At 45.3% G+C, this 13,277-nt stretch carries 13 protein-coding genes and 1 CRISPR repeat array; of the genes, 11 read left to right on the top strand and 2 right to left on the bottom strand.

The window, feature by feature from the left end; all coding sequences use genetic code 11:
• Nucleotides 1-6 precede the first annotated feature (6 nt).
• The 5 genes from B9T20_RS02750 (at nucleotide 7) to B9T20_RS02770 (ending at nucleotide 4,332) form a co-directional block, all read left to right on the top strand.
• Nucleotides 7-1,026: a cation diffusion facilitator family transporter gene (locus tag B9T20_RS02750; RefSeq protein ID WP_094489709.1), complete on the top strand. Its 1,020-nt coding sequence runs from the start codon at nucleotides 7-9 to the stop codon at nucleotides 1,024-1,026.
• Nucleotides 998-1,771: a TatD family hydrolase gene (locus B9T20_RS02755; RefSeq protein ID WP_094489710.1), complete on the top strand. Its 774-nt coding sequence runs from the start codon at nucleotides 998-1,000 to the stop codon at nucleotides 1,769-1,771. Before B9T20_RS02750 ends, B9T20_RS02755 begins: the two co-directional genes overlap by 29 nt.
• Nucleotides 1,772-1,781: 10 nt before the next feature.
• Nucleotides 1,782-2,837, top strand: coding sequence for a nitronate monooxygenase family protein (locus tag B9T20_RS02760; RefSeq protein WP_094489711.1), 1,056 nt, complete (start codon nucleotides 1,782-1,784; stop codon nucleotides 2,835-2,837).
• The gene (locus tag B9T20_RS02765; protein ID WP_094489712.1) at nucleotides 2,828-3,568 is read left to right on the top strand and encodes a carboxylesterase; all 741 of its coding nucleotides are present in this window, start codon (nucleotides 2,828-2,830) and stop codon (nucleotides 3,566-3,568) included. The genes B9T20_RS02760 and B9T20_RS02765 overlap by 10 nt, the downstream gene beginning before the upstream one ends.
• Nucleotides 3,569-3,630: 62 nt before the next feature.
• The gene (locus tag B9T20_RS02770) at nucleotides 3,631-4,332 is read left to right on the top strand and encodes a Bax inhibitor-1 family protein (protein WP_018122364.1); all 702 of its coding nucleotides are present in this window, start codon (nucleotides 3,631-3,633) and stop codon (nucleotides 4,330-4,332) included.
• A gap of 48 nt (nucleotides 4,333-4,380) precedes the next feature.
• Here B9T20_RS02770 and B9T20_RS02775 read toward each other — a convergent pair whose 3' ends face one another.
• Complete coding sequence (locus B9T20_RS02775) at nucleotides 4,381-5,997, bottom strand: nitrilase-related carbon-nitrogen hydrolase (protein ID WP_094489713.1); 1,617 nt, start codon at nucleotides 5,995-5,997, stop codon at nucleotides 4,381-4,383.
• Nucleotides 5,998-6,142: 145 nt separating this feature from the next.
• On the opposite strand from B9T20_RS02775, the gene recN reads away from it, so the two are divergent.
• On the top strand, nucleotides 6,143-7,807 hold the full coding sequence (recN, locus tag B9T20_RS02780; RefSeq protein ID WP_094489714.1) for a DNA repair protein RecN: 1,665 nt from the start codon (nucleotides 6,143-6,145) through the stop codon (nucleotides 7,805-7,807).
• 2 nt (nucleotides 7,808-7,809) lie between these two features.
• Nucleotides 7,810-8,487, top strand: a complete 678-nt coding sequence (locus B9T20_RS02785; RefSeq protein WP_304440690.1) for a murein L,D-transpeptidase catalytic domain-containing protein — start codon at nucleotides 7,810-7,812, stop codon at nucleotides 8,485-8,487.
• Nucleotides 8,488-8,546: 59 nt separating this feature from the next.
• A CRISPR array of direct repeats spans nucleotides 8,547-9,894; the repeat unit is 28 nt; unit sequence TTTCTAAGCTGCCTATGCGGCAGTGAAC.
• A 131-nt stretch (nucleotides 9,895-10,025) separates the two neighbouring features.
• Here B9T20_RS02785 and B9T20_RS02790 read toward each other — a convergent pair.
• Complete coding sequence (locus tag B9T20_RS02790) at nucleotides 10,026-10,409, bottom strand: hypothetical protein (protein WP_094489716.1); 384 nt, start codon at nucleotides 10,407-10,409, stop codon at nucleotides 10,026-10,028.
• 210 nt (nucleotides 10,410-10,619) lie between these two features.
• Here B9T20_RS02790 and B9T20_RS02795 point away from each other — a divergent pair, with 210 nt between their 5' ends.
• Genes B9T20_RS02795 through B9T20_RS02810 form a run of 4 tightly spaced genes read left to right on the top strand, consistent with a single transcriptional unit; the run spans nucleotide 10,620 to nucleotide 13,270 of the window.
• Nucleotides 10,620-11,168 (top strand): carboxymuconolactone decarboxylase family protein, encoded by a 549-nt coding sequence (locus tag B9T20_RS02795; RefSeq protein ID WP_094489717.1) that lies wholly within the window; start codon nucleotides 10,620-10,622, stop codon nucleotides 11,166-11,168.
• A gap of 8 nt (nucleotides 11,169-11,176) precedes the next feature.
• Complete coding sequence (locus tag B9T20_RS02800) at nucleotides 11,177-12,271, top strand: acyl-CoA dehydrogenase family protein (protein WP_094489718.1); 1,095 nt, start codon at nucleotides 11,177-11,179, stop codon at nucleotides 12,269-12,271.
• 21 nt (nucleotides 12,272-12,292) lie between these two features.
• Nucleotides 12,293-12,457 carry a rubredoxin gene (locus tag B9T20_RS02805; protein WP_094489719.1) on the top strand — a complete coding sequence of 55 codons (165 nt, stop codon included), beginning with the start codon at nucleotides 12,293-12,295 and terminating at the stop codon, nucleotides 12,455-12,457.
• 12 nt (nucleotides 12,458-12,469) lie between these two features.
• Nucleotides 12,470-13,270 (top strand): ABC transporter ATP-binding protein, encoded by an 801-nt coding sequence (locus tag B9T20_RS02810; protein WP_233491513.1) that lies wholly within the window; start codon nucleotides 12,470-12,472, stop codon nucleotides 13,268-13,270.
• Nucleotides 13,271-13,277: the final 7 nt, after the last annotated feature.

Below are 13,277 nucleotides of genomic sequence, written 5' to 3' on the forward strand. Positions count from 1 at the left end.
CTTATCGTGACTTCCCACGGCAAAGAGATCATCAAACTACAACAAATCGTCTTCATCATTGGCATCATTCTCTTTGCCATTAAGATTTTGGCATGGGCATTGACAGGATCCGTTGCGATCCTCACCGATGCCTTAGAAAGCGTCATCAACGTGGTGGCCGGCGGTTTTACCCTTTATAGTTTGTATGTCTCTTTTTTGCCAAAGGATCACAATCACCCTTATGGACACGGCAAAATCGAGTTCATTGCTGCCGGCATTGAAGGCACCCTCATCTTTATCGCGGGGGTTTACATTCTCATTGAGGCGATTGTGCAGCTCATTGAAGGTAAACACACCATCAATCAATTGGGCTACGGGATCATTTTAGTGGGAATTGCCGGCGCAATTAACTATGTGCTTGGCTATGTGATGATCAAAAAGGGGCGCGAGAAAAAATCCCTGCCCCTCATTGCCGGCGGTAAACACTTACTGTCCGACAGCTACTCATCGATTGCTTTGATCATCGGGCTGATTTTGGTCCTCATCACCGGTCAATTGTGGCTAGACAGCGTCATTGCCATTGCCTTTAGCCTATTCATTGCTTATGCCGGCTTTAAAATCATCCGCGAGGCCATTGCCGGCATTATGGATGAAGCCGATGAAGCATTGCTCGATGAATACATCACCGTTCTAAATCAAAACCGCACCGAAAATTGGATCGACATTCACAACATTCGATTCATTAAATATGGTAGCAATTTGCATTTAGATTGCCATTTGACGGTGCCTTGGTATTTCAATACACGAGAAGCACACCGCGAATATGAACACCTTCGCGAAGTGACGCACACCTATTTTGATCAGCCGGTGGAATTGTTTGTGCACATCGATGATTGTGTCACTGAATCTTGCGAGATTTGTGACAAGCACGATTGCGCCCTTCGCCAAATGAAATTCATTCAAAAAGTGACTTGGGATGTGAAAAACACCACACAATTGCCCCGTCACAGCATTCACGATGTCAAAGAACCCCATCGCACTCTTTGATTCCCACATTCATCTAGATGATCCGCGTTATGCGGGCCATCTCCCTGTGCTCATGGAAAATGCCAAAGCACACGGCATCATGGGTGCCATCATTCCGGGCACAGTGGCCAGTGCATTTGTAAACATTGAATCGATCACGCAGCAATACCCTAACTGTTATGGCGCGTATGGTTTGCACCCCTATTTTATGGAGATGCACACAGACACTGATCTACAGATCGTTGAGCAATACCTTAAAAAAGGGGATGCCGTGGCCGTTGGCGAGTGCGGATTAGATGCGATGATCGATTCTGATATCAACGCACAACTGCCCCTATTTAAAGCCCACATTCGCTTAGCCCTTGAATATGACTTGCCCTTGATCATTCACACCCGTAAAACGGTGGATTTGGTGCTCAAAGAGATCCGAAAACATCCAAATTTACGCGGCGTATTTCACAGTTTCAGCGGCAGCATTCAGCAGGCAGAGATCATTCGTCAACACAATTTTTTAATGGGCTTTGGTGGGCCGGTGACTTTTGAGCGCGCCCATAAATTGCATCGCCTGTTAAAACATTTAACTTTGGATGATTTTGTGCTGGAAACCGATGGCCCCTTTCAACCCGGCAGCCATCGCATAAATGATTTACACTATCCGGAAGATTTACGAAACATTGCCGAATATGTTGCGACCTTAAGGGGAGATTCGTTAGAATCCCTCTCACACGCGACAACCACAAATACGAAAAACTTATTTAAGTTATAAGGATTCTTGCATGATTATTCCTAAACATCTTTCTACGCTCTTTAATATTGAATATCCCATCATTCAAGCGCCGATGGCAGGTGTCTCATCGCCTGAATTGGTGGCAACGGTCTCAAATGCTGGCGGCCTTGGCACGATTGCAGCCGGCTACTTATCCGCCGATGCCCTTCGCGGTGAGATTGCCGCCGTGCGAGCACTCACAGATCGCCCCTTTATGGTCAATCTCTTTGTGCCGCATCGCACCTATGTGAGCCGCGAGCAGATGGATGATTTCATCCTCAAAGCTTCTGAACTCAACCCGAACATTAAAATCAATGAGGCCACAAACCTCTATAATGAAAGCTTATGGGAAACAAGTGATTTAAACCACATGGTGGATGTGATCATCGATTTAAATGTGCCGATTGTCAGCTTCACCTTTGGTGTGCCCGATGATGAGACCTTAGCGCGCCTACGTGAACACAATGTCTTGGTGGTGGGCAATGCCACGCACCTGTTAGAAGGATTTGTGTGGATTGAAAAAGGTGCAGACGCATTAATTTTACAAGGCAGTGAAGCCGGCGGACACCGCGCAACCTTCATTGGTGATCCCCTTCGTGTGCAGCAATCGGCTTTCACCTTGTTACAACAAGGACGCCGCGAGTTGAACATTCCCCTCATCACATCCGGTGGTTATTTTGATTCCCAATCCATGGGGGCTGCCTTCTGCTTAGGCGCATCTGCCATTTCTGTGGGCACTGCATTCATCACAACCGATGAGTCAAAAGCTACTGAAGCCTATAAAGATGCCTTACTCAACAGCAATGAGTTGGACAGCATTTTCACACGTGATTTAAGCGGTTCATGGGCACGTGCTGTACGTACAGAGGGCTTAAAAGCCATTGAGGCGGCTGATTTACCACTATTGCCTTTCCCGGCGCATCGTTATTTGATGAATGCACTTGTGGCACAAGATGAACCTGAAAAATATCGCGCCATTTATGCCGGTATCAATGCACAATTTTGTGAACGTGCTGCTGCAGAGACTTTGATGCATCGCTGGATCAATGAGTTGCAATGTCTATGATGTTCGATCACATTGCCATTGCGCACGATGTGCCAAGCGCGCCTACAGCGGCGATTTTATGGTTAAGCGGTTATGCCTCTGTCATGAACAGCACCAAAGTCACCGCTTTAGCTGCATGGGCAAAGCAGCATGACATTGAGCTCATGCGTTTTGATTATTCAGGACTTGGAGACAGCGGCGGTGATTTTGCCAAAGGCAATCTCACCACATGGCTCAATGAAGCACGATACTGTTATGATCAATTGCGCCATCGACCGGTGTACATCATCGGCTCATCGATGGGCGCATGGCTTGCACTCCGTTTAGCCCTGGAATTACAAGGCAGTGATCAAGCGCCAGATGGTTTATTGCTCCTTGCGCCAGCCGTGGATTTTACCCACGAATTGTTGCTCAAAGCTTTAACGCCCGCCCAACTGGCCCATTTTAAAGCGCAAGGCGTGCTTGAACTGCCATCACGCTATGATGAAGCGCCGCTGAAGGTGTACCATCAATTTGTTGAAGATGCCGCAAAGCACCGCTTATTAATGCATCCTCAAACCTTAACTGTGCCAACCACCATCATTCATGGTCAGCAAGATCAAGACATTCCCATCAGCTTAATGGAAAAGGCAGCGCAGCATTTAGGCATTCACCATGTCATCACAGTGCCAGATGGCGGACATCGCTTGTCGCGTGATCAAGATATCGCTTTGATTTTAAAAACAGTGGCTGCACTCATCAAAAGTGAATAAGCCTATTGTTTCCCATAAAAATTGGCTATAATCCACTCAGTTTATATTACTTAGGAGGGTCTATGAACTCACACTATCAGCAAAACTCAGAGGTTTTCTCAGGCAGCAATGCCCTTGCATCGAACAAAGTGATTCGTCAAGCGTATGCCTTAGTGGGCATCTCTTTATTGCCAACGGCGCTCGGCGTTTGGCTTGGCTATATGAGCAATGGTTTATTGATGCGCATCGCGGGCAATAGCCCCATCATGTACTTTGTGGGCGTGATGGCCATTTTCTACGGCTTGATCTTCATGATTGAGAAAAACCGCAGAAACAGTACCGGCCTTGCGTTGATGTTTGTCTTTACCTTATTGATGGGCTTGATGCTGCAGCCACTCCTTGCGATGGTGAGCAACATGAACAATGGCATGAGCCTGATCAGCACAGCCGTTTTTGGCACGGCTGCCATCTTTGTGGGCTTGGCTTTCATTGGCAATAACGCCAGCAAAGATTACTCTTTCCTAGGTCGTTATGTGGGCATTTTGTTCATCGTATTGATGATCACCATTGTGCTTAACTACTTCTTCTTGAAGATGCCAATGATGTCCTTATTTGTCTCCTTTGCGGTGATTGCATTTTCATCCATGATCATTGTGTATCGCATCAACATGGCGGCACGCGGCGGTGAAGACAGCTACATCTCCTTAGCGTTAGACATCTACATCTCCTTGTACAACATCTTCACAAGCTTGTTGAGAATCTTAGCCATTTTCAATGATGACTAGATTCAGCGCATCAAAAAGCCGAGGTTACTCGGCTTTTTTTATGGTGTTTTATAACGTTTCAACGTCGATGCTGCTCCAATCGACCACCGTTGGAAAGAGCCAATCATTTTGAAATGATCGGTTCGATAATTTCGGGCTAAAGCCGGCTTGAACGCGATTTAGCTCCTCATGATGCAACCGTCGAATCAAGGTTGCCACCAAATCTGGATTACTGACATGTGCCATGATCTCTTTAACAGATTGATTGCCTTCCATATAAGCGCGCAAAATGGCATCAATTTCGCTGATTTTGGTTTCGCGCCCATGATTGACAAAGTGCTTTTGTACTGTGGCATTCTTTGCTCGCTCAATCAAACTGACGGGGAAAATCGCCCGTTCATTTGAAGCATTTAATAACTCCGCAAGCTCCACAAGCTGGGATTGATACACATCCGTCAACGGCATAAAGCCCGTCAATGCAAAACTCGCAATATTATCTTTAATGCCAAGGGCAATTTGAGTTTTATCGATGCTGCTCACCGGCCAAGCGCCTAAGAGCTCTGCCACTGAGATAAAAATGGTGGATTTAAAGCGATCATACGTGCCCATTTTCCAACGTTCATCCAGCAATTGCTCGCCTTGGCTGATGAAGCCATCGATGATCTCATTTTCTAAATTCCAGCTGTAAAGCTTCACGCCTAATGGCGTCATAAAGCTTTGAATGTGCTCTTTCAAATAAGGCGAATCCCAACGCGATTGCACCCACAAACCTGCCACGCGCTCTTTGCCAAGCGCCTTCATGGCGATGAATAAAATGAGCTGTGAATTTAAGCTGCCATCCATCAAAATGAGCGCCTTTTTATGCGGCGTTGTGGTGATGAACTCTTGCATCACAAATTTAATTGCCCAATACAAATGCTTCAAATAAGTGGTTGGGCGATATTCAGGCTGCGGATCTTCGCTTTGCAGTTGATTCATGGAGGTGACGCGCTGATCTTCATCAAAATGGCGCAGCGTCAACAAATTGATGCCTTCAGCATTGATCAATGCTGAACAACCTTCTAACAATAAGCTGTTTGATACCCCAACATGATTGACATAGACAATCGGCATCGCGCGCATGTTCGCTAAATGGCATAAATACACTGAACGAGACAAGCTGAGCTCATGGGACCATAAAAATGCTGCCGAACAACACAAAACATCGCACTCAGGCAAACGCTCTTCATCAAAGATCTCCTCAGAGATGATGACACCAATTTTAATGCCGCGAATCTCGATCACCGTTTTATCGGTGCCGGCTGTAAAATAGCGGTGTTCCATATAGAGCTCTAAATTGGGAATCACGGTTTTGCGATGATTGCCAATGATCTGTCCACCACTTAAAATGCCAACGCTGCTGTATATGCCATTTTTGCCGCGTTCAGGATAGCCCACAAGCGCAATAACATGTGCTGGTATATGAGCTGCGATCTCTTTTAAGGCCGCATCACACGTTTTTAGAAATTGTGTTTTTAAAAAAAAATCATCCGCGCCGTAACCGGACAATGACAATTCCGGAAACACAATCAACTCAGCGCCCTCTTTCACTGCCCGCCCGATGCGCTCAATGATGATCTGCCGATTGTGCGCCACATCCCCGCCACGACTATTGATTTGCTCAATTGCAATCTGTAAGTTATACATCTCGCAATGCCTCCATATCCTTAATTTTTATTTGTTTCCAATAGTAACACTTCGGCGCTTTGTGCTAATGCTATTTATTATCCAATTGACTGTTTTTTAGTTACAATGGCAGCCGTTCATTATTCGACCAAAGGTATCTCTATAAATGCTTGTTGAATTAACCATCGAAAACTTAGCCATCATTGACAACCTATCGTTAGAATTCGATCAGGGGCTTTCTGTCATCAGCGGTGAAACGGGCGCCGGCAAGTCCATCACCGTCGATGCACTCAGTTACATTTTAGGCGGTAAAGTCGATCACAACATGATCAGCCACGATAAGACACAATGCAATCTTGTGGCGCACTTTGATGTCTCAAATATCCCCAAAGCCCGTACATGGTTAAAAGAACAATCCATTGAATCCACAGAGGGTGAATGCATCATTCGCCGCGTCATCAATAAAGAAGGACGCTCTAAAAACTACATCAATGGCCAATCGATGCCGCTGCACGCTTTAAAAAGCTTAGGCGAAATGTTGATCGACATTCATGGGCAACATGCGCATCAATCCTTAGTCAAAGATACCCATCAGCGCGAATTGCTTGACCAATATGCCGATACAGAGACGAATCTACAGGAAATTGCGCGCTTAGCCAAAGAGATCAAACAGCGCACAGAGCAACTTGAACGCCTCAAAAATCAAGATGATTCGATGCGTGAACGGGTTGAATTTTTAAATTTTCAACTGCAAGAGTTTAAAAACATTGCCCCGAAAGAAGGCGAATGGGCACACATTGTCGAGCAGCACAATGAGGTGAGTCATGCAGAAGAGTTTCAAGAAGGGATTTCGCTCTCTTTAGGCTATCTTGATGATGAGCGCGGCGTGTTAACTTTGCTCAATAAAGTGAGCGCACAATTATCAGCGCTTGCCAAATTAGATCAAAAATTCCAAACCTATGCTGACATGATCAATGAAGCAGAGATTTTGTGCTCTGAAGTCACCAATGATCTCAATCGTTTAGATGGTATTGAGGTGGATGAAAAAACCATTGTGCGCTTAGAATCCCGCATGCGTGAGCTCAATGATTTAGCGCGCAAACATCGCGTGGAGCCTGAAGATTTACTCAAAAAACAGGCGGAGATTGAAGCGGAGATTAACTCACAATTTTTATCTGAAGATGCCATCATCGACCTAGAAAATGAGCTCAAAGCCGAACAAGATAAATGGCAAGCGGTTGCCCATCGCATCACTCAATTGCGCATCAATGCCATTGAATCTCTCAACCCTGAGATCACCGCGGCGATGCAAGGGTTATCCATGGTCGGCGGCGCCTTTGACATTCGTTTACTGCCCGAAAAGCCCTACAGCAGCCACGGACAAGAACGTGTGGAGTTTTATGTGCGCTCCAATCCCGGCATGCCGTTTTATCCTCTTGGCAAAGTGGCATCGGGCGGTGAACTTGCGCGCATTAGCTTGGCGATCTCTGTCATTTTAAGCATGAAGTCTTCCCTGCCCACCCTCATTTTCGATGAAGTGGATACAGGCGTTGGCGGCGCGGTGGCTGAGATCATCGGCAAGCATCTGCAAGAACTCAGCAAAGGTCGCCAAGTCTTTTGTGTGACACATTTACCGCAAGTGGCGAGCTTTGGGCATCACCATTTTGCAGTGTCAAAATCCAAATCAAAAGATCATACGGAAACAGAGATCAAAAAGCTGTCAAACGATGAGCGCATCCATGAAATTGCCCGCATGCTTGGCGGCGTTAAACTCACAGAAGCCACCTTTAATCATGCGCGCGAAATGTTGAGTGCAAGCCACAGTGAATGATCATGCGCATTAAATTAATTGTCACCCTTGCCATGTGCACCGTTGTCATTGTGGCAGCGGGCGCAGCGATCTATTTTAAAGATCGCCTTCGCCTCATCCCAAGCTTTTTTGAGCGCGGTACAGAGGCGCCGCTTGAGCAAACGCAGCCTGCCATTGATTTAGCCACGCGCGCCCACGAAGCTTATGAATATGCCAAAGCCCATCACATGGATACGGATCATGCCATATTGATCGATTTTGCGCGCCATTCTGGTAAAGATCGCTTTTTTGTGTGGAACTTTACCACGCAATCGCCAGAGATTGAAAGCATCGTCGCCCATGGTTATGGCAATGTGGGCTTTGAGAGTGATAATCAAAACATTGTCTTTAGCAATCAACCGAATAGCTATGCATCTTCTCTTGGTAAATATCGCGTGGGCATCCGTGCGCCGAGCAAATGGGGAATTGGCATTCACTATAAACTCCATGGGCTAGAGGCGAGCAACAGCAATGCGTTTAAGCGCTATATTGTGCTCCACTCTTTTAAGATGATTCCGAATGAAGAGACATATCCCAATTATCTGCCTTTAGGCTTCAGTCAAGGTTGCCCGGTTGTGGATGATGACACCATGCGCAAAGTGGATAAGCTTTTACAGACCAAGAAAAAACCTGTTCTGCTTTGGGCGTATTATGGCGAGTAACTTAACGAATTAGTTTTACTGTCTGTTCATAATCCCGTTGCGATGGCATAGCTCCAGTCTTTCTAAGCTGCCTATGCGGCAGTGAACACAACGTCGCGCGTATGTATTTACAGCACGCTTTTCTAAGCTGCCTATGCGGCAGTGAACTGAGGGAACGGACTATGTTGTTGGCCAAGTATTTTCTAAGCTGCCTATGCGGCAGTGAACTCTTTCGAAGCACTGCCACAACATCAACATGATTTCTAAGCTGCCTATGCGGCAGTGAACACTTCTCGAATCCATCAGATATACCGCCAAGATTTCTAAGCTGCCTATGCGGCAGTGAACTTATTGTGTCGCAATTTCAATTAATTACATGATTTCTAAGCTGCCTATGCGGCAGTGAACTCGTGATGCAGCGCGAAAAGCATCATATGATATTTCTAAGCTGCCTATGCGGCAGTGAACAGTTTTATAACAAGTTGGATGAAGAATTTAATTTTCTAAGCTGCCTATGCGGCAGTGAACAATGACTTTATCAATCGTATGATTTTAGCGGCTTTCTAAGCTGCCTATGCGGCAGTGAACCATCATCTGTTAATTCCTTCGCTGACTTGTGATTTCTAAGCTGCCTATGCGGCAGTGAACAGTTGTTTTCTCTAGTCGTTGCATTGATGGGTTTTCTAAGCTGCCTATGCGGCAGTGAACTCGTATAAGTACGGAAAAGATGGCCATGTAGATTTCTAAGCTGCCTATGCGGCAGTGAACTAGACGGTGTTGAGAGCCTTTATACTGATCTCTTTCTAAGCTGCCTATGCGGCAGTGAACAATAGCTAAATAATAAAATGCAAATTCATATTTTTCTAAGCTGCCTATGCGGCAGTGAACACTTTTCACATGGTGACTCAGTCGTTGCTCAATTTCTAAGCTGCCTATGCGGCAGTGAACACATGCGGGCTTTGCTTTATGCTAAAAAATCATTTCTAAGCTGCCTATGCGGCAGTGAACAAAGCTGAATGACCATCTGGTATGGACCGATTTTTCTAAGCTGCCTATGCGGCAGTGAACATATGGCGTCATTGAATTTTAGCGAGCTAAACTTTCTAAGCTGCCTATGCGGCAGTGAACTATTCAGCTCATAAATCAGCTCTTTGTTAATTTTTCTAAGCTGCCTATGCGGCAGTGAACGATTGAAATTAAGCGGTATGAGATCAGCCAAATTTCTAAGCTGCCTATGCGGCAGTGAACGTCCAAGTCAGCAAGCTATCCAAGCTCGCCGTTTTCTAAGCTGCCTATGCGGCAGTGAACGCACAGTCATCTCGATGCCCGATGCGCAGCAATTTCTAAGCTGCCTATGCGGCAGTGAACGGTTCTGTTGAGTTTGTAGGGCCAATGCCGCATTTCTAAGCTGCCTATGCGGCAGTGAACATTAAAAATATCGCAAAGCCATTGGAATGATCATGGTTTTGGTAGTTTTTAGCCACCAAACCAATCTTTTTCCAATGGCATTTAATTAATTGATATTAATCAAAATTTTTAAAGATTAATCCAAAAAGGTCTTAGGTATTCGCATGCGGCACTAAGCCCGCAACTGCGCAACCTTTATAGATATTTTTGCCATAATACAACGTGGCCGTAAAGTCAGAAGCTTGACCCTGTGCATCTTTACACTCTGCAAAACGAACATTCAATGTCAAGGGTTTACCAAAATAATCTCCTGAAAATTCAACACCTTTGGCATATGCTAAACGCTCAACCTTCAATTGCCCTGCTTTGAGCACAGACGAATTGCCTTCAACCGATAATGTGTCATGATCCACTAAAATGCGCCACGGCGCCTTTGTGCCATAAGCGGTAAATTCACGAATCACTGTATCTTCTTGTACTGATCCACAACCCACTAAAATGACCACTAATCCCATTGTTAAACATAATTTTTTCATCATGATCTCCGATTCAATTGTGACAACTCTGTAAGATAATTTTTTTACATTGGTATTTCAATATATTAAGACAAATTTAACCAAAAATATTCTAAAGACGATCACCAACACTTTACCTATCCCAAAAAGTGCGCTAGGATTTTAGACACAACACAAACATACTACATATATATGTAATGTATATATTAAAACCATTCTAAGGAGAATTATATGAGTCGCCTCACCATTCATACTGTCGAATCTTCACCACAAAATGCACAACCACGCATTGCCGCTGTTTTACAAAACAATGGCTTCATTCCAAATTTAATTGGCGTGTTGGCCAATGCGCCTGCCGCATTAGAAATGTATCAAGAAGTGGGTAAAATCAATGCTCGCACAAGTTTAACGCCCGCAGAAATTGAGGTGATCCAAATCACAACCGCTAAAGCAAATGCATGTGCATTTTGCGTCGCAGGACACACAAAAATCGCCACATTAAAAGCACTGTTCACTCCTGAAGTCCTCTCGGCGCTGCGTCATCTAGAAGATTTTGATGCGCAAAACCCTAAACTCAATGCCCTGGCCCGTTTTACTCTGGAAGTCATTCACAATCAAGGCGCCGTCAGTGATGCTGAACTGCAACATTTTTTTGCCCAAGGTTATGGAGAACAGCAGGCGCTTGAAGTGATCCTTGGCGTTGCGTTGGCAACCTTATGTAATTACACCAATAATCTTGCAAAAATAGAAATCAACACACAATTACAGGCATTTGCATAGGAGTTAACATGACACAAGATGTTTTACTCAATGCCATCGCTACCCATGCACAACACCATTTAAAACCCTTGGTGACACAAATTGATCAAGCCGGCGTTTATCCTAAGGCATATTTACAGGATCTTGGCAGACAAGGTGGCTTTGCTGCCTTTGCAGAACCAGAAATGGGCGGATTGGGTTTAGGACTGGCCACACAAATTCGCATTATTCAAAAAGTGGGCAAAGAGTGTGGCGCGACCGCCTTTTCTGTTTGGTGTCAAAGTGCATGTGCATGGTATTTAGCAAAAACGCCACGGGCTGCCGTGGGCGAAAAATACTTACCCAATATTTTAAGCGGCCAAACGTTGGCTGGTACGGGCATGTCAAACACCATCAAGCATTTATCCAACATTGAAAGGCACCTGCTACATGCACAAAAAACAACTGAGGGTTATCTCATCAATGGTATTTTGCCTTGGGTCTCTAACATCGGTGAAGATCATGCCTGGGCAGCAACCGCTAAACTCAATGATGATCAATTCATCATGTTTATGGTTCATGGAAAAATGCCTGGCATTACACTCAAGGCTTGCCCTGAGTTTTGCGCATTAGAAGGCACCAATACTTTTGCCATTCGTTTTGAAAATGTCCTCATCACGGATGATGATTTACTGGCCGATGCATCTGAGTTTTCTCAATACATTCAAACCATTAAGCCAGGATTCATTTTGCTGCAAATTGGCATGGGCACCGGCATCATCGAAGGCTGTTTGCAGATCATGAAAGAGAGCAATCTACTCACACAACACATGAATCAATATTTAGAGATCAGCCATGATGACGCCAAAGCGCAGCTGCATGCTTTGATTCAAAAAACAGATGCCTTAGCCCATGCTGTTGATGCAGGCAACGGACAATTGTTGCCCATTTTAGAAGCGCGTTTAGCCGCATCAGAAGCCACATTGGCGATCGCGCAATCGGCGGCTTTACATGCGGGATCAAAAGGATATCAGCGTCGTCACAGCGCACAAAGACGCCAGCGAGAAGCGCTGTTTGTGGCGATCGTCACACCTGCAATCAAACATTTACGTCAAGACATTGCGCGATTAAAACACGCAGCTTAACCCAAAGGAGATGGACATTTTATGGCACGTTATATTTGTGATATTTGTGGCTGGATTTATGATGAATCCTTGGGAGATCCTGAGCATGATTGGCCACCTGGGACATCGTTTGACGCCATTCCTGAAGATTGGGAATGCCCCGATTGCGGCGTCAATAAAAGCATGTTCACACGTTTGCCAGATTGAGGGATGCTGAAAATGCTGCAAGCCCATCAAATCAATTTAAGTTATCAACAAGGCAATACTGGACAATATTTACGAATATTGGAAGCCTTTGATCTTTCTGTCGCGGCCGGAGAATTGGTGACCATTTTAGGACCAAGCGGCGTTGGTAAATCCTCGCTCCTTCGTGTTTTAGCAGGATTACAGCACCCCGAAAGCGGTAAAGTGACGCTGTTTGATCAAGTGATCAGCAAGCCTCATCCAAATCTTGCCTTTGTCTTTCAAAATCCATCCCTATTGCCATGGCTCAATGTTCATGAAAATGTGGGCTTTGGTCTGCGCTTTAAACATCAGCTTTCAATCACGGCCAATGAGGCGAGCGAGCGCATTGCACGCGCTTTAGAAGATGTGGGTTTAGAGCAGGCTGCCCACCGTTTTCCACATGAGTTATCTGGCGGTATGGCGCAGCGCGTAGCGCTTGCCCGTGCATTGGCAAAAATGCCGAAAATCATCTTGCTAGATGAACCTTTTAGCGCATTGGATAAAGTGACACGCACAGAAATGCAAACCTTGCTGACAACAGTGATTCACAAACATCACATGGCTGCCATTTTGGTCACCCATGACATCGATGAAGCACTGCTTGTGTCTGAGCGCATTATTTTACTGGGCAATCAACCCGGGCGCATTATCGGACAGTGGCACATTCCTCATCACACAGGCACAGAAGATGAGATTCTCTTAGCCCTGCAACAACAAAAAGCTGAGATCCTCACCACGTTGAAGATGGCTAAAAATCTTCAAGTGGCCACCGATACGATTGAATTTTTCATATAAGGATCAA

It is taken from the genome of Wohlfahrtiimonas sp. G9077, assembly GCF_002252155.1.
Classification (GTDB): Bacteria; Pseudomonadota; Gammaproteobacteria; order Cardiobacteriales; family Wohlfahrtiimonadaceae; genus Wohlfahrtiimonas.